This window comes from Streptomyces sp. NPDC004435, from assembly GCF_042873895.1.
Taxonomy (GTDB): Bacteria; Actinomycetota; Actinomycetes; order Streptomycetales; family Streptomycetaceae; genus Streptomyces.
In genome coordinates this window covers 97,678-113,587 of record NZ_JBIAMB010000005.1, presented here as the reverse complement: position 1 = coordinate 113,587, position 15,910 = coordinate 97,678, and the positions used below count along the sequence as shown (strand labels likewise).

At 74.0% G+C, this 15,910-nt stretch carries 14 protein-coding genes; 8 read left to right on the top strand and 6 right to left on the bottom strand.

The window, feature by feature from the left end; all coding sequences use genetic code 11:
* The first annotated feature begins 51 nt into the window (after window positions 1-51).
* The 5 genes from ACFYT9_RS10590 (at window position 52) to ACFYT9_RS10570 (ending at window position 4,577) form a co-directional block, all read left to right on the top strand.
* Window positions 52-1,287, top strand: coding sequence for an NAD(P)/FAD-dependent oxidoreductase (locus ACFYT9_RS10590; RefSeq protein WP_376600341.1), 1,236 nt, complete (start codon window positions 52-54; stop codon window positions 1,285-1,287).
* A 67-nt stretch (window positions 1,288-1,354) separates the two neighbouring features.
* Window positions 1,355-1,720: an Rv2175c family DNA-binding protein gene (locus tag ACFYT9_RS10585; protein WP_376600343.1), complete on the top strand. Its 366-nt coding sequence runs from the start codon at window positions 1,355-1,357 to the stop codon at window positions 1,718-1,720.
* A 73-nt stretch (window positions 1,721-1,793) separates the two neighbouring features.
* Window positions 1,794-2,447 carry a thiamine phosphate synthase gene (thiE, locus tag ACFYT9_RS10580; RefSeq protein WP_389162200.1) on the top strand — a complete coding sequence of 218 codons (654 nt, stop codon included), beginning with the start codon at window positions 1,794-1,796 and terminating at the stop codon, window positions 2,445-2,447.
* A gap of 219 nt (window positions 2,448-2,666) precedes the next feature.
* Window positions 2,667-3,584, top strand: a complete 918-nt coding sequence (gene metF, locus ACFYT9_RS10575) for a methylenetetrahydrofolate reductase [NAD(P)H] (RefSeq protein WP_387270811.1) — start codon at window positions 2,667-2,669, stop codon at window positions 3,582-3,584.
* A 54-nt stretch (window positions 3,585-3,638) separates the two neighbouring features.
* Window positions 3,639-4,577 (top strand): hypothetical protein, encoded by a 939-nt coding sequence (locus tag ACFYT9_RS10570; protein WP_389162199.1) that lies wholly within the window; start codon window positions 3,639-3,641, stop codon window positions 4,575-4,577.
* Between the two features lie 96 nt (window positions 4,578-4,673).
* Here ACFYT9_RS10570 and ACFYT9_RS10565 read toward each other — a convergent pair whose 3' ends face one another.
* From ACFYT9_RS10565 to ACFYT9_RS10545, 5 genes are all read right to left on the bottom strand, one after another.
* Window positions 4,674-6,119, bottom strand: a complete 1,446-nt coding sequence (locus tag ACFYT9_RS10565) for a phytoene desaturase family protein (protein WP_389162197.1) — start codon at window positions 6,117-6,119, stop codon at window positions 4,674-4,676.
* A 10-nt stretch (window positions 6,120-6,129) separates the two neighbouring features.
* Window positions 6,130-6,768: a DUF4126 domain-containing protein gene (locus ACFYT9_RS10560; RefSeq protein ID WP_360313547.1), complete on the bottom strand. Its 639-nt coding sequence runs from the start codon at window positions 6,766-6,768 to the stop codon at window positions 6,130-6,132.
* A gap of 506 nt (window positions 6,769-7,274) precedes the next feature.
* Entirely contained in the window at window positions 7,275-7,886 is a 612-nt protein-coding gene (locus tag ACFYT9_RS10555; protein ID WP_376602642.1) for a TetR/AcrR family transcriptional regulator, read from the bottom strand.
* A 32-nt stretch (window positions 7,887-7,918) separates the two neighbouring features.
* A complete protein-coding gene (locus ACFYT9_RS10550; protein WP_389162195.1) occupies window positions 7,919-10,090 on the bottom strand; it encodes a YhgE/Pip family protein in 2,172 nt (723 codons plus the stop codon).
* The gene (locus tag ACFYT9_RS10545; protein WP_389162706.1) at window positions 10,062-10,946 is read right to left on the bottom strand and encodes an ATP-binding cassette domain-containing protein; all 885 of its coding nucleotides are present in this window, start codon (window positions 10,944-10,946) and stop codon (window positions 10,062-10,064) included. Before ACFYT9_RS10545 ends, ACFYT9_RS10550 begins: the two co-directional genes overlap by 29 nt.
* A 259-nt stretch (window positions 10,947-11,205) precedes the next feature.
* Between ACFYT9_RS10545 and ACFYT9_RS10540 the strand changes: the two genes are divergently transcribed.
* The 3 genes from ACFYT9_RS10540 to ACFYT9_RS10530 all read left to right on the top strand — a co-directional run bounded on the left by ACFYT9_RS10540 (window position 11,206) and on the right by ACFYT9_RS10530 (window position 13,219).
* The gene (locus ACFYT9_RS10540) at window positions 11,206-11,679 is read left to right on the top strand and encodes an SAV_6107 family HEPN domain-containing protein (protein ID WP_389162193.1); all 474 of its coding nucleotides are present in this window, start codon (window positions 11,206-11,208) and stop codon (window positions 11,677-11,679) included.
* Window positions 11,680-11,745: 66 nt separating this feature from the next.
* Window positions 11,746-12,534 (top strand): class I SAM-dependent methyltransferase, encoded by a 789-nt coding sequence (locus tag ACFYT9_RS10535; protein ID WP_376602639.1) that lies wholly within the window; start codon window positions 11,746-11,748, stop codon window positions 12,532-12,534.
* 274 nt (window positions 12,535-12,808) lie between these two features.
* Complete coding sequence (locus ACFYT9_RS10530; protein ID WP_387270802.1) at window positions 12,809-13,219, top strand: DUF3040 domain-containing protein; 411 nt, start codon at window positions 12,809-12,811, stop codon at window positions 13,217-13,219.
* Between the two features lie 338 nt (window positions 13,220-13,557).
* On the opposite strand, the gene ACFYT9_RS10525 is transcribed toward ACFYT9_RS10530, so the two are convergent.
* Window positions 13,558-15,909, bottom strand: coding sequence for a DUF3488 and DUF4129 domain-containing transglutaminase family protein (locus ACFYT9_RS10525; RefSeq protein ID WP_389162191.1), 2,352 nt, complete (start codon window positions 15,907-15,909; stop codon window positions 13,558-13,560).
* Between the last annotated feature and the right edge of the window lies 1 nt (window position 15,910).

The following is a 15,910-nucleotide window of genomic DNA, read 5'->3' as shown; positions in this document are numbered from 1 at the left end:
TCACAGGGCACCTCCCTTCCTGACGGATCGTCAGCTGCGTAAGGTGGACGGGTGAGCGAGCAGAAGCAGACCCAGCGGCACGTCGTGATCGTCGGCGCGGGCATGGCGGGCGTGCAGACCGCCGTCGCCCTGCGCGAGCAGGGCTTCGAAGGCCCCGTCACCCTCATCGGCGCCGAACCCCACCAGCCCTACGACCGGCCCCCGCTCTCCAAGGCCGTCCTCCTCGGCAAGGCCGAGCACTCCGCCTTCGACGTCGACTTCGAGTCCCTCGGCGTCGACCTCAGGCTCGGCCTCGACGTCACCGGAGTGCGCCCCGCCGAGCGCGAGCTCGTCACCGAGGCGGGACGCTTCCCGTACGACACCCTCGTCCTCGCCACCGGCGCCCACCCGCTCACGCTCCCCGGCACCGAGGGCGTCCCCGGCGTCCACCTGCTGCGCACCCTCGACGACGCCGTCCGCCTCGGCCCCGTCCTCGCGGGCGGCGGCCCGGTCGTCGTCGTCGGAGCCGGCTGGATCGGCGCCGAGTTCGCCACCGCCGCCCGCGAGGCCGGCTGCGCCGTCACCGTCGTCGAGGCCGCCGCCCTGCCGCTCGCCGGCGCCCTGCCCGCCGAGGTCACCACCGCCATGGCCGGCTGGTACGCCGAGAGCGGCGCCGAACTCCTCACCCACGCGCGCGTGGCCACCGTCCGGCCCGGCGCCGTCGTCCTCGCCGACGGCCGCGAGCTGCCCGCCGGCGCCGTCGTCGTCGGCATCGGCGCCCGCCCCGCCACCGACTGGCTCGCGGGCTCCGGCATCGCCCTCGACCCCAGCGGCGCCGTCACCGCCGACGACCGCCTCCGCACCTCGCTGCCCGACGTGTACGCGGTCGGCGACTGCGCCTCCTTCCCCTCCGCCCGCTACGGCGAACGGCTCCTCGTCCACCACTGGGACAACGCCCTCCAGGGCCCCCGCACGGTCGCCGCGTGCATCACCGGCGCCGAGGGCGCGGAGCCGGAGCCGTACGACCCCGTCCCGTACTTCTGGTCCGAGCAGTTCGGCCGCTTCGTCCAGTACGCCGGCCACCACGCCGGCGCCGACACGCTGGTGCGGCGCGGCGACTCCTCCGGCGCCTCCTGGTCGGTGCTCTGGCTGCGTGACGGGGTGCCGGTCGCGCTGCTCGCCGTGGGCCGCCCCCGCGACCTCGCCCAGGGGCGCAAGCTCATCGAGGCCGGCACCCCCGTCGACCCCGAGCGGGCCGCCGACCCGGCCGTCCCGCTGAAGTCGGCGGTCCGCCGGAGTGGCTCCTGACCCCCGGACGGAGGTGGCGGGGGCGGCCCGACTACCGGCTGTCGGTCCCGGATGGCAGGCTTGTCCCGTGACCGAGATTGACGCAAACATCGATGCTCTCGTCCCCGCCTGGCTCTACCTCCCCGACATCGCGGAGATGCTCGACGTCGAGGTGACGCGGGTGCGGCAGCTGGTGAAGGAGGGCCAGCTGATCGCCGTGCGCCGCGGGGAGAACAACGCGCTCCAGGTGCCCGCCGCCTTCATCCAGGGCGACAAGGTCGTCAAGGGCCTCGCCGGCACCCTGACGCTCCTCAAGGACGACGGCTTCTCCGACGAGGAGATGCTGGAGTGGCTCTTCACCCCGGACCCGACCCTGCCCGGCACCCCCGCGCAGGCCCTCGGCGAGAATCGCGGTACGGAGGTGAAGCGCCGCGCCCAGGCGCTCGCCGTCTGACACACCGGACCACCACCGCCGGTGCCGCGGCCCCGCGCCGCGGCACCGGCACCACCCGACGGGGGGAACCACCATGCCCACGCCTCGTGAGCGGCTCGCCGACGCCCGGCTCTACCTGTGCACCGGCGCCCGGAAGCGCCAGGGCGACCTGCCCGCCTTCCTCGACGCCGTGCTCTCCTCCGGCGTCGACATCGTGCAGCTCCGCGACAAGGGCATGGAGGCCGGCGAGGAGCTGGAGCACCTGGCCGTCTTCGCCGAGGCCGCCCGCCGGCACGGCAAGCTCCTCGCCGTGAACGACCGGGCCGACGTCGCCCACGCCATCGGCTCCGACGTGCTCCACCTCGGCCAGGGCGACCTGCCCGTCCCCGCCGCCCGCGCCGTCCTCGGCGACGAGGTGCTGATCGGACGCTCCTGCCACGCCGAGTCCGAGGTGGCCGCGGCCGCCGCCGAGCCCGGCGTCGACTACTTCTGCACCGGCCCCTGCTGGCCCACTCCCACCAAGCCCGGACGGTACGCCCCCGGCCTCGACCTGGTGCGGTACGCGGCGGGGCTCGCCCAGGACCGCCCCTGGTTCGCCATCGGCGGCATCGACGAGACCAACCTCGACCAGGTGCTGGACGCCGGAGCCCGCAGGATCGTCGTCGTCCGCGCGCTCACCGAGGCCGACGACCCGGCGGCGGCCGCCGCCTCCCTCGCCAAGCGCGTCCGGGAGCGCGCGGACGCCTGACGCCCGCGGACGCCTGCACCACTACCGAGGACCGGCTCCTGAAGGCCCGCGGCTGCCTGAAACGCGCGGACGCCTGACGCGCGCGGACGCCCGCCGTCCGAGGCCATGTCGCTTCCGGGCGGCGGGAACCGCCCGGAAGGCGTCGTACCGGTGTCCGAAACGGTGTCCACGACTCGGACGCGGTTTCCGCGCCACCTGGACCCCGTCTAACCTGCCCGTATGGCCCTTGGAACCGCTTCCGTCCGTTCGGATCGCGCGCGCACGGTCCGCGAGATCCTCGCCTCCGGCAGCACGTCGTACTCCTTCGAGTTCTACGCGCCCCGGACCGAGAAGGGCGAGCAGAGCCTCTGGAACGCCATGCGCCGCGTCGAGGCCGTCGGCCCCAGCTTCGTCTCCGTGACGTACGGCGCCGGCGGCTCCACCCGCGGCGGCACCGTCAAGGCCACCCAGAAGATCGCCTCGGACACCACCCTCACCCCGGTGGCCCACCTCACCGCCGTCGACCACTCGGTCGCCGAGCTGCGGAACGTCCTCGGGCAGTACGCCGACGCCGGCATCCGCAACATGCTCGCCCTGCGCGGCGACCCGCCCGGCGACCCGCTGGGCGACTGGGTCGAGCACCCCGAGGGCGTCCGGTACGCCGCCGATCTGGTCCGGCTCATCAAGGAGTCCGGCGACTTCTGCGTCGGCGTCGCCGCCTTCCCCGAGATGCACCCCCGCTCCGCCGACTGGGACACCGACGTCCGGCACTTCGTCGACAAGTGCAGGGCCGGCGCCGACTACGCGATCACCCAGATGTTCTTCGACCCGGAGAACTACCTGCGGCTGCGCGACAGCGCCGAGAAGGCGGGCTGCGACACCCCGATCATCCCCGAGGTCATGCCCGTCGTGAACGTGAAGACCCTCGACCGGCTGCCCCAGCTCAGCAACGCCACCTTCCCCGCGGATGTGAAAGAACGCATCCTCGCGGTCAAGGACGATCCCGCCGCTGTACGCTCCATCGGTATCGAGTTCGCGACGGAGTTCTGCGCGCGCCTGCTGGACGAGGGTGTCCCGGGACTGCACTTCATCACGCTCAACAGCTCCACCGCGACGCTCGAGATCTACGAGAATCTCGGACTGCACCAGCAGTCCTGACCGGTCGTACCCGCCCCGACCCGCGGCGGAGGCCGTAGAGAGGGGCTTCGGGGCATGGGGTGGACGACGGTCCTCTACATCGCGTTCGGTCTGGTGGCGCTCTGGCTGCTGGGCGAGGTGCTCCTCCAGTACAAGGCCCGGCTGCGCTGGCGGATCCTCGCCTTCTGCGGCTTCCTCGGCGTGGTCGTCGGCGTGCTGCTGGCATCGACGCTGGTGATCATCGCCGGCGCGATCGCCTTCGCCGTCGGCCAGACCTTCGTGACCCTCTCCTTCCGCCGCGGCTTCTCCACCGGCTGGGCGATCGGCGGCAACCCCGGCGCCAGCCGCCGCCGCAAGGCGGGCCAGGCCGTCGAGGCGGGCCCCACCCTCGAAGTCTCCGGCCTCTCCTACGAGGACTCCACCGCGGCCCACGCCCCCGGCCCCGACGCCGAGGAACTGCACGCCGGCGCCGAACAGCCGTCCGTCTACGAGCCGCAGCCGATGCCCGAGGACACCGGCCAGTACGGCGTGTACGGCGGCGGACAGCCCGACCAGACCCAGCAGACCCCCGTGTACGGCGGCTTCGAGACCGGCTCCTACGAGACCGGCTCCTACGAGACCGGCGGCTACGGCACCGGCGGTGGTCACGACGGCGCCGGATTCGACTCCGGCGGCTACGCGCCCGCCGGCACCCCCGCGCCCGCGTACGACACCTACGCCGCCGGGTACGAGCAGCAGCAGCCCGGCTACGACTACGGCGCCGCCGGCGCACCGCAGCAGTACGCCGCCTACTCCGACCCGTACATCGGCCCCGCCACCGACGGCCAGCAGTACACCTCGTACTACGGCGACTCCTACGCCGCCGCCCCCTCGTACAGCTACGACACGCCGCCCGGCGGAGTCTGGGTCCCGCAGCAGCGCGACACCGACGAGCAGCAGCCGCCCCAGCCGCACGCCCCGGGCCCGTACGGCTACGAGCAGCACCCCGACGAGCAGTCCCAGTACCGCTACTGAGGCCCCGTTACTGAGCCCCCGTCCGGCCGGACGGGGGCTCAGTACGCCGTCCGGTCGCGGACGCGGGCCGGACGGAGGCCGGCCGGCCGGGTCAGGTCACTGAGAGCCGCGGAACTCCGCGCCCTCCACGATCAGCCCGGCCACCAGCGCGCCCGACATGCCCGCGTGGGCGAGCCCGCCGCCCGGATGCGACCAGCCGCCCGCGAAGTAGAGCCCGGGCAGCGGGGAGAGGTTGGGCGCGGGGAGCCACTCCACACGGGCGTCCGCCAGCGCGGGGCCCGGCACCTCGGCCGTCCCCGTCGCCGCCCGTACGTCCTCCGGGGTGCGGACCTCCTGCCAGAGCAGCCGCTCCGCCAGACCCGGCACGGCCCGCGCCGCGGCCTCCACCATCCGCGCGGCGAACCCCGCCCACTGCTCCTCGGGCAGCCCGTGGACCAGGGCGGACACCGTCACCGTCTCGTGGCCTGCGTCGGGCCGCAACGCCGGATCGTCCGGCCGCAGCACCGTCACCGTCGGCCGCTCGCCGTCGCCGTGCACCACCGTGCGGTGCACGGCCCCCTCCTCGCGGGCGCCGCGCAGGGCCAGCAGGACGGTCGTACGACTGGTGCCGTGCCGCTGGAAGTGCGTCCACTCGTCGCTGTACCGCCACGGCAGGACCTGCTCGCGGTAGAGCTCCGGCACGGGCGCGCCGACCACCACGTGGTCCGCCTCCACCGTCTCGCCGGACTCCAGCCGCACCCCGACGGCCCGCTCGCCCGCGGCTTCGCCCTCGGTCAGCACCTCGTCGACGGGAGCGTCGAAGACGAACTCCACCCGCCGCTCCAGGCAGCGCTCGTACACCGCGTCCGCGAGCGCCCGGACGCCGCCGGCCACGTACCAGCTGCCGAAGGTCTGCTCCATGTACGGCAGGACGACGGCGGACGCCGGGGCGCTCGCCGCGGGGAAGCCGTACGCCTCCGCGTACGAGTCCAGCAGCGCGACGAGCCGCGGGTCCCTCAGCTCCCGCTCGCCGACCTGCGCGAGGCTCCGCGTCGGACGCCGGAGCAGCCCCGCCCTGAGCGCCGGGTACGGCTCGTCGGCCAGCGCCTTCGGCCGGGCGGGCTGCGGCTCCTCGAGGAGCGGGCGACGGGTCCGGTCCCACGCCTCGCGGGCCCGCACCAGGAACTCCCCCCAGCGCTCGCCCGCGCCCGCGCCGAGCGCCGCCTCCAGGGCGGCGACCGTGCCCGCCCGGGAGGCGTTCGGCAGGTCCACGCGCGTGCCGTCCGCGAAGACGTGCCGGGCGGCCGGATCGACCTGGCTCAGCCCGACGCACTCCTCCAGCGGCCTCTTCCCCGTCTTCACGAACAGATCGCGGTAGACCGCCGGCAGGTGCAGCAGCCCGGGGCCCGTGTCGAAGGCGAAGCCGTCCCGCTCGAAGCGGCCCACCGCGCCGCCGTACGTCGACGCCCGCTCGTACACCGTCACCGTGTGCCCGGCGATCGCCAGCCGTGCCGCCGCCGCCATGGCGCCGAGACCCGCGCCGACCACCACAATCCGTCCCATGTCAGGGACCTTATCGGCCCCCGCCGACAGAGCGGTCCGCAGGTGGGCCGCCCTCGGCCGCCGCCAGTCTGCGCTCCTCGCGGCGCTGCGCCCGACGGCGCCGGAAGCGCCGGATCCTGGAGGCCAGGAAGATCAGCAGCCAGACGCCGAGCGCCAGCAGCACGGCGGCGATCACCGCCGCCGCCACCGGATGGAACATCGCGAAGGTGATGATCCCGGCCACGCCGAGGTCCTCGGCCGTGCTCAGCGCGATGTTGGAGAACGGCTCCGGCGAGGTGTTCACCGCCATCCGGGTCCCCGCCTTGACCAGATGGCTCATCAGCGCCGTCGAACCACCGACCGCGCCCGCCGCCAGCTCCGGCAGCGAACCGCTCTCACCGGCCAGCAGCGCCGCCACCACGGCCCCCGCGACCGGCCTGATCACCGTGTGGACGGAGTCCCAGACGTTGTCCACGTACGGGATCTTGTCCGCGACCGCCTCGCAGAGGAACAGGACGCCGGCCGCGATCAGGACGTCCGTGCGCTGGAGCGACTCGGGCACCTCGTCGGTGAGGCCGGTCGCGCCGAAGAAGCCGAGGAGCAGGACCACCGCGTAGGCGTTGATCCCGCTCGCCCAGCCGCTGGTGAAGACCAGGGGGAGTACGGACACGCTCGCGATCGTAACGAGGCCGCGCCCGCCCGTCACCAGGAGCCTGAGTATCCGTACCTAGGGGCCGAGATGAGTATCCGCGCGGATGGGGGAGGGGCCCCCGGGAGGAGAGAGTGGACCCACGGAAGGGGCGCGGCTCCGGAACCGCCGACACGGGGCGGCGGAACGGGGTCGCGCGCCTGCCGGCACGGGGGACGTGCACGGGGGTGTACGAAGGAAGCGCCGGTCCGGCGTGGCTCGGGGGGATCGAGCCTGGCAGGACCGGCGCTTTCGTTTGTGTGGATCCAGAATCCGATGCTCTGGATGGTGGATCCAATATCCGGGATCCAAGAGCTCAGATATTGGATCCGAGATCCGAGATCCGAGATCCGAGATTCTGGATCCGAGATTCTGGATCCACGATCCACGATCCTGGACGGTGGATATTGGATCCCGGATCCCGGATCAGCGCTGCGGGCTCCGGGACTTCGGATCCCGGAGCTTGGATCCAAAATCCTGGATCCGACTCAGCAGCCCCCGCCCACGCGCCCGTGCAGCAGCAGGGACAGCGCCGCGTGGACGTCGTCCAGGGAGCGCTCGCTCTGGAAGGCCTTCCAGTCGAGGGCGGCCACCAGAACCATGCCGACCAGGGCCGCCGCCGTCAGCTGGACGTCGATCTCCTCGCTCAGCTCGCCGGCCTCGACGCCGTCGCGCAGGACGCCCTCCACGACGGCGACGGCTTCCTGGCGGACGACGAGGAGCGTGGAGTTCCAGGCCCGGTTGGTGCGCCAGAGCTCGGCCACGTACAGCTGGGTGAAGGCCGGGTAGCGGTCGATGAAGACGAGGCCCGCGCGGATCATCGCGTCCAGCGCGGCGACCCGGCTGCCGCCCCGGTCCGCGGTCTCCTCCGCGGCCGTGCGCAGCGAGGCGGTGAGCAGGGCGACGCCGTGGCGCAGCAGCTCCTCGAAGAGCTCGGTCTTGCTCTTGAAGTTGTAGTAGACCGTGCCCTTGGCGACCCCGGCCCGCTCGGCGATCTCGTCGACCGTCGTGGCCGAGAAGCCCTGCTCGGCGATGAGGGTGACGGCCGCCTCGTAGAGCTTGGCCCGGGTCGCCTGACGGCGGGTTCTGCTGCTGTCCATGGGGTCGATTCTCACAGAGGGGGCGGTACGGGTCACAGGGACAGCTCGGGGTGGAGCCGGTCCAGCGTCCACACCTGCTTGCGCCGCGCGGTGACCGCCGTCAGGGCGAGCGCGCCCAGGGTGAAGGCGGTCAGGACGGCGACGGCCTGCCAGACGGGACCGAGCCCGCCGCCGGTGATGAGCCGGCGCAGCGCCTCGACCACATGGGTCATCGGCAGGAAGGGGTGGACGGCGTTGAAGAAGCCCGGGCTGGTCTGCACCGGGTAGGTGCCGCCGGCCGAGGTCAGCTGGACCATGAGCAGCGCGAGCACCAGGATCCGGCCGGCCGCGCCGAAGCGGGCGTTCAGCCACTGGATGATCGCGGCGAAGCAGCAGGTCACCAGGGCGAGGAAGCCGACCGTGCCGGCGGCCCTCGTCATCTCCAGGCCGAGTCCCCAGTGCAGGACGGCGAGGAGGGCGCCGACCTGGAGGACGCCGATGGCCGCCACCGGGAACCATCCGGCCAGCGCGATCCGCCAGGCGGAGGCGCCCGCGGCGAGGGCCCGCCGGTTCATCGGCTGGATGATCATGTAGGCGACCATGGCGCCGACCCAGAGGGACAGCGGGATGAAGTACGGGGCGAAGCCCGTGCCGTAGTTCGGCGCCTTGTGCAGGGACTGGGCGGCCAGCTGTACGGGGTCGGCCATGACCTCGGTGCGCCGGTCGCGCTCGTCCTTGTCGTAGTCCGGGATCTTGTCGACGCCGTCCTTGAGGCCGGTCGCGAGCGAGCCGGAGCCGTCGGCGAGCTTGAACAGGCCGCCGTCGAGGTCGCCGGCCCCCTTCTTCAGCTTCCCGACCCCGCTGTCCAGGCTGACCGAGCCCGCGCGGGCGCCGGTGACGCCGGTGTGCAGCTGGGCGGCGCCGTCGGCGACCTTCTTCGCGCCCTTGTTGAGCTCGTTGATCTTCCGGATGGCGCCCTCGACGTCCTCGTCCAGGTGGGGGGCGCGGGCGGCCAGTTCGTCGGCCTCCTTCTTCAGCTTCTTCAGCCGGGTGTCGAGGGTCTTCAGGTCGCCCTTGCTGTCCTTGGTCAGCGTGTGCACGTCGTCCGCGACGGTGGCCACGTCGCCGGCGGTGGTCGACGCCTCCTTCAGCGCGGCGCACACCTGCTTGGAGTCGGGCAGCGCGACGCCCCCGGGCAGCGCGACGCCCTCGGGCAGAGTGACGCCCTCCGGCAGTTCGGCCGGCGGGACGGAGGGGGTGGCGCCGGGCTTCTCGCAGGACTCGCGGTGCAGCCGGCCGAGGGTGTCGTCCGCCTTGTGGGCGGCGGTGCGCAGCGCCGGGGCGCGGCGGACCAGGTCCTCCAGGTCGTTGCGGGCGGCGGTGGCCGAGTCGGAGACCAGCTTCGCGGTGTCGCGGATCGACGTGCCGTTGTTCGCCAGGTAGGGGCGGACCTTGTCGGCGGTGCCGTTCACCTTGTCGGCGAGCGCCTGGGTGCCGTTCGCGACCTTGCGCGAGCCGGTCTGGAGGTCCTTTGACCCCTTGTCCAGCTTCTTGAGGCCCGAGGCCAGGTCGCTGCTGCCCGTCTTGGCGTCCGTGAGGCCGTCGGAGAGGTCCTTCGACCCCTTCTTGGCCTTGTCCACGCCCTTCTTCAGGTCGGCCGCGCCCCTGGCGGCCTCGGCGGTGGCCTCGTGGATGTCGGAGAAGGAGATGAAGATCTTGTCGAGGAAGGTCCGGGAGGACTTCGTGGAGGCGGCGGTGCGCACCTCGGAGAAGACCGTCCGCGAGATCTGGCCGACGATGTAGTTGTTGGAGTCGTTCGTACGGACCTTCAGCGCGCCGGTCTCCGGGGAGTTTCCGGAGCTGGACGCGATCCGCTCGCTGAAGTCGCCGGGCACGGTCAGGGACAGGTAGTACGTGCCGTCCTCGACGCCCTTGCGCGCCTCGGCGTCGCTGACCTGGTGCCACGCGAAGGTCTTGCTGTCCAGCAGCCCCTCGGTGATGTCCTCGCCCGCGGTGATCCGCTTGCCGTCGGCGGTGGCGCCGCGGTCCTCGTTCACCAGGGCCACGGGCAGCCGGTCGAGCCTGCTGTACGGGTCCCAGAACGAGTACAGGTAGAGCGCTCCGTACAGCAGCGGCAGCAGCAGGACCGCGACGAGCGCGGCGCGCGGCAGCTTCCCCCTGCCGAAGCGCCTCAGCTCAAGAGCGGCCAGTTTCGGCGAGCGCATCGTCCGCCCCCTCCTCGGTGATGTCGTCTTCGGCGTCTTCCGCGTCCGCGTCGTTCGCCTCTGCGGCCTCTGCGGCCTCTGCGGCCTCTGCGGCCTCTGCGGCGTCTGCGGCGTCTTCGGCGTCCGGGGCCGAGGCGGCGTCCGCGGCCGGCGCGGCGGTGTCGACGGTGTGTGCGGCGGTGTCGGCGGGGCCGACCGTGGTGATGCGCAGGGCGTCGGCCGGGGCCTCGCTGCAGACGGCGAGGACGGTGGTGCCGGAGGCTGCCACCGTGCGCAGCAGTGCCCACGCCTCGGCCCGGTCGGCGTCCGACAGCTTCAGGTCCGTGTCGTCCACTCCCACCAGCCGGGGCCGGCCCATCAGCGCGAGCGCGAGCGTCAGCCGCAGGGCCTCCAGGCGCTCCAGATCCCGTACGGAGGTCCGCTCGGCCTTCGGGAGGGCGGAGAGGTCGAGCCCGGCGGCCTCCAGGGCCTCGTCGATCCGGGCCCTGGTCTCGGCCGCCCGGGTGCCGGGGCGGCGGAACAGCGCGCGGACCGAGCCGTCGAAGCGGCGCTGGAGCAGCGCCCGCTCGCGCAGGTGCTCGGCGACCGTGAGCGACGGGTCCAGCTCGCTGACACCGGGGACCTGGCCGAGCGAGGCGATCCGGCGCACGGCGGCCATCCGGCGCGGCAGCGGGAGCCCGCCGACCTCGGCACGGCCCTCGCCGGTCTTCATCCGGCCGGTGAGGGCGAGCAGCAGGCAGGTGCGGCCGGTTCCGGACGGGCCTTCGAGCGCGACCAGGGAACCGGCCCCGGCGCGGAAGGAGACGTCCCGGAAGGCCCAGCCGCGCGGGCCTTTCAGCCCCAGCCCTTCGACCACGAGCTCGGCGCCGTGCGCCGCCGGCTCGTGGCCGGTGCCGGCCTCCCCGCCGGCCCCCTCCGGAGACGGTCGCGTGGTCAGGTCATCGGATCCCACGGATCCACCCCCCGCTTCCCCATTTTGAACTGACTGGTCAGTGTAAAAGTTACCCGTCGGTTGCTTTCCTGGCAAAACCGCAGGTCAGGGCGATTGTCAGTGGGGGCCTGCACGATGGACACAGACGGCGACAACGCCGTCACCCGACGACAGGAGGCTCGTCATGGCCAGTCCTTTCGCAGCAGCCGACGTCCATCCCGTGTCCCGCCGGACCACCGCCCCGCCCGCCGCCCTCGACCTGCTCGCCAAGGCCCGGGCCGGGCTCGACGAGGCCGCCGCCCTCGACCGGCCCCACGAGAGGTACGCCACCGCGCACCTCGCCGCCCTGCGCGCCGCGGCCGCCGTCCTCGCCGCGCGCGCCCGCCCCGCGCCCCGCACCCACAGGCGCCAGGCCATAAGGAGCGCCTGGGAGCTGCTGCCGCAGCTCGCGCCCGAGCTCACCGAATGGAGCGTGCTCTTCGCCTCCGGGGCGCCGCGCCGCGCCCTCGCCGAGGCCGGTGTCGCCGCCGCCGCGACGCCGCGCGAGGCCGACGACCTCGTCAGGGACGCCGGCCACTTCCTGCGCCTGGTCGAGCGACTCCTCGTGCTCCAGCCGGTGCTGCCCCGGCAGCCCCCGGCCGACGGGGCGGCCGGTTGATCCGCGCGGCGCCACCGAGGCCATAGGGTGGGGTCGTCCGTACCCGTCACCGAGGAGTCAAGAGCCGTGCCGGACCCTTCCCCCGCCTTCGGCCGCGAGGCGTCGTCGCGCCCGTCGCGCGCCTCCCTGCGAACCGCCGTCGTCTGGGACGTCCTCAAGGACGCCCTCGACCGCCGGGTCGGGACCACCGGGAAGGCCGCCCTGGACGTCCTCGACACCGGTGGCGGCTCCGGCAACTTCGCGGTGCCGGTGGCCCGCCTCGGCCACCGCGTCACCGTCGTCGACCCCAGCCCCAACGCGCTCTTCGCCCTGGAGCGGCGCGCCGCCGAGGCCGGCGTCGCCGATCTGGTGACCGGCGTCCAGGGTGACGTGCACGGTCTCTTCGAGGTGGTCGAGCGAGGCGCCTACGACGCCGTGCTCTGCCACGGCGTGCTGGAGTACGTGGACGACCCGGCCGAAGGCGTGCGGAACACCGTGGCCGCGCTCCGCCCCGGCGGAGCGCTCAGCCTCCTCGGTGCCGGCCTCGGCGGCGCGGTCCTCGCCCGTGCCCTCGCCGGACACTTCACCGAGGCCCGGACCGCGCTCGACGACCCCGACGGCCGCTGGGGCGCCGGGGACCCCGTGCCCCGGCGCTTCACCGCCGACCAGCTCACCGGCCTGGCCGAGGAGGCCGGCCTCTCGGTGAGCGCCGTCCACGGCGTACGGATCTTCGCCGACCTCGTCCCCGGCGTCCTCGTCGACACCGAGCCCGGCGCCGCCGAGGCCCTGCTGAAGCTGGAGGCGGCCGCCGCCGAACTGCCGGCCTTCCACGCCGTCGCCACCCAGCTCCACCTGCTCGCCGAGAAGCCGGCCTGACCCGGCGGAACTCCGGGGCCGCGCCACCCGTTCGGAGGTGCGGGCCCGGCTCTGCCACAGGCCGCCCCATATGCGGCTTCGCGCCGTATGATCGAGGGGAACCATCCGGCATGACGGGCGGGCGGCTGGGGAATCAACGCCTCACCAACCGAACCGCATGGCGGCCCGGATTGGCTGATCGGTATTGAGGGCGGGTTTCACGGGGGCGATTCCCTGCCTATCCTGAAAGGGCCGCAAACCGGTCGCCCCCGCGACCGACGACTAGGAGGACTCCGTGCCGCTCTCGGAGCACGAGCAGCGAATGCTCGAGCAGATGGAGCGAGCGCTGTACGCCGAAGACCCCAAGTTCGCGACAGCGCTCGAGGGAAGCGGGCTGCGCACGTACACCCGGCGACGGGTGTATCAGGCAGTCGCCGGCTTCCTGGTGGGTATCGCGCTCCTCATGGCCGGAATGGTCGCACAGCAGATCTGGATCAGCGTGGTGGGATTCCTCGTCATGCTGGGCTGCGCGGTCCTGGCGGTCACCGGTTGGCGCAAGGCGCCGAAGCCGGGGGAGCAGCCGCAGCAGGCCAGAGGTGGGACGACGGCCGGAGGCCGTCAGACCCGGGCGCGACGCTCCATGATGGACCGGATCGAAGCGCGGTGGCAGCGCCGCCGCGACGAGCAGCAGGGCGGCGGCCACTGACGGCCCCGTGAGCGGAGACCCCGCACCCCCGACCCCGCGCCCCGCCGGCCCCGAGCCCCGGCGGGGCGCCGCCGTTCCGGGGGAGCGGTTCGTGCCGTGGCGGCGCCGTCGTTTCGCCGCGAGCAGGCGTTCCGCCGGGGCGCCCCAAGACCCCGTCCAGGGCACCCGACCTCGCGGAGGCGCGCCCCAGTGCGCCGCCGCCCCGAGCCGGGTCCGGCGCGTGAGCCGAACCCGACGCGTGGGCACCCGCCCTCGCGGAGCGGATGCCCACCGGATGCCCACCGGATGCCCACCCGAAGGGCCACCAGAAGGCACCCCCCGGCGGGCCGCACCCGGGGTCAGCGGGTGGTGGCCTGGGCGGCCCGGGATTTCAGGTGGGTCCAGCGGGCGGAGGCCGCCCAGTGGAGGCGGGCCGCCGAGCGAGGAGCGAAGAGGGCCCGGAGGCGTACCCCGCGCGGGGCACGCGCGTGGAACCCGGCCCGTACCAGCTCGGCATCCCGCGCCAGCCCGTGGACCGGCGGCGGCGAAGGCGCGTAGAGGGCCTCCTCGACCGCCCCCGCCACCCGGTGCACCGCCTCCGCGGCGGCACCGTCCAGCTCACCCGCCCGGACGATCCGCTCCGCCGTTCTCCGTGGCGTCTGCGCCTCGTCCGGCTCCACCCCGTAGTCCCAGGCCGTGTCGCCGATCTCGCGCCACACCGCCAGCGGCCCGCCCGCGGGGGCGAGCCGGCGGGCCCGCACCCGGGTCCGCCACAGCAGCGGGACGCACAGCAGGCCCAGGGCCAGCAGGACGGCCAGCGACCATCCGGCCGCCTTCAGCACGTTCGTACCGCCGCCGGAGGACGAGTCCGCGACCGCCGCCGGGTCCTGGCCGCACTCGCCCAGGCGGCGCATCTCCGCCGGGCAGCTCTCCGTGGGCCTCGGCGCGGCCGACGGCTGGGCAGACGCCGCCTCCGAGGGCTGCGCGGGACCGGTCGGCCCGGCCGTCGGGGTGGCCCGCCGGGTGTACGCCGGGGTGGAGCCCCGGGAAGGCGTCGGCTCGAAGCGGGTCCAGCCTGCGCCCTCGAAGTACAGCTCGGGCCAGGCGTGGGCGTCCCGGATGCCGACGGACACGGAACCGTCGGACTGCTTGGTCCCGGGCATGAAGCCGACCGCGACCCGCGCCGGGATGCCCAGCGTGCGGGCCATCGCCGCCATGGAGAAGGAGAAGTGGATGCAGAACCCCTCCTTCTCCTTGAGGAAGCGGGAGATCGCCTCCGTGCCCGTCCCGGACGTCACGTCGACGTCGTAGCGGAAGCCGCCCTTCTTGGCGAACCAGTCCTGGAGCAGGACCGCCCGCTCGTAGTCGTTCCGCGCCTCCGCGGTGACCATCAGAGCCGTCGTCCGCACGTCGTCGGGGAGGCTGCCGGGCACCTTGGTGTACTCCTGGCGCAGGCGCTCCGGAGCCGGGCCGGCCGCGGCGAGCAGCTCGCCGGTCGGCTGCACGTCGAGGCTGGTCACCTGATAGCGGACGCCCTTGGTGGTCTGCTTGTCGTCGCCGACGAGCATCCGGCCGGCCGGCTCGAACCGCCAGCGGCCCTCGGCCTCCACCCGGGCGGCCGGGAACGGCATCGGCAGCCACTTCTGGTCGTACCCCTCGGCGGCGACGAAGTTGCTGGTCACCTCGGAGGTGCGGACGGACTGGGAGAGACCGTCGGGCCACGGCAGCGACTTCGGCACCGCCTCGATCGGGCGGACCGAGGACTTCCACGAGGTGCCGTCGAACTGGTCGAGGGCGACCAGCCGCAGATACAGGTCGCTGTTGTCCGCGGCGTTGGTCCGGTAGCGGAGGACCTCGAAGTCCTCCGGCTGCCGCAGGTTGTCCTGGAGGGAGACCAGCGGGTTCACGGCCGCGATCGTGCCGCCGCCCCCGCGCCCCGCGCCCGCGCCCCCCGCTCCGCCGCCGCCGAGCAGCCCGCCGGAGAAGCCGGGCAGGACGAGCGGCACCACCAGGGCGGTGCCCATGGCGACGGCGCCGATCCGGCGGCCGGTACGCACCGGCGCGAAGGACGGCCCGCCGGTGCCGGCCATCGACCCGGCCCGGCCGGAGCGCCGGGTCCCGCCGAAGACCCGGCCCCAGGCCGAGAGGCGGTCGCGGCCCTCGGCGAGGAGGAGCAGCAGATAGCCGGTGGCGGCGAGCAGGAACCAGAGCCGGCCCGCGCCGCCCCCGGAGAGCCCGGCGGCCACCGAGTACAGCGCGAGCAGCGGCAGACCGGCCGGCGCGGCGCGGCGGAAGGTGACCGCCAGGACGTCCACGAGCAGCCCGATCGCCAGCACGCCGGCGACCACCATGAGCCGGATGCCCTCGGTGTCCGGGGCGGGGATCGCGTAGGTGCCGACGTCCTCGGCACCGAGCCGGAACAGCTCGGCCACCCGCTGGACGGCGAGCGGCCCGGGCAGGAACCCGAGGACCGCCTGCTCCCGGGCGAAGATCACGGTCAGCGCGACCACGCCGACCAGCAGCTGGGCGCCGATCGTCAGCGGCCGGGCCAGCGGCACCCGTCGGCACGCCATGCCGACGGCGCTCTGCAGCGCCAGCAGGAAGGCGGCGGTGAAGATCCAGGTGGCCGGCTCGACCAGCGGCAGCAGCGCCCCGGCGGCCATCAGGGAGGCCGCCCAGGCGGCCAGTGTCAGGCGGGTGAGCCCGCTCATG

What these genes read in the sequence shown, in the direction of transcription:
- thiE (WP_389162200.1), top strand. Translation starts at nt 1,794, where the DNA reads ATGCCCACGCCTCGTGAGCGGCTCGCCGACGCCCGGCTCTACCTGTGC.
- metF (WP_387270811.1), top strand. Translation starts at nt 2,667, where the DNA reads ATGGCCCTTGGAACCGCTTCCGTCCGTTCGGATCGCGCGCGCACGGTC.
- ACFYT9_RS10550 (WP_389162195.1), bottom strand. Translation starts at nt 10,090, where the DNA reads ATGCGCTCGCCGAAACTGGCCGCTCTTGAGCTGAGGCGCTTCGGCAGG.
- ACFYT9_RS10570 (WP_389162199.1), top strand. Translation starts at nt 3,639, where the DNA reads ATGGGGTGGACGACGGTCCTCTACATCGCGTTCGGTCTGGTGGCGCTC.
- ACFYT9_RS10555 (WP_376602642.1), bottom strand. Translation starts at nt 7,886, where the DNA reads ATGGACAGCAGCAGAACCCGCCGTCAGGCGACCCGGGCCAAGCTCTAC.
- ACFYT9_RS10540 (WP_389162193.1), top strand. Translation starts at nt 11,206, where the DNA reads ATGGCCAGTCCTTTCGCAGCAGCCGACGTCCATCCCGTGTCCCGCCGG.
- ACFYT9_RS10565 (WP_389162197.1), bottom strand. Translation starts at nt 6,119, where the DNA reads ATGGGACGGATTGTGGTGGTCGGCGCGGGTCTCGGCGCCATGGCGGCG.
- ACFYT9_RS10525 (WP_389162191.1), bottom strand. Translation starts at nt 15,909, where the DNA reads ATGAGCGGGCTCACCCGCCTGACACTGGCCGCCTGGGCGGCCTCCCTG.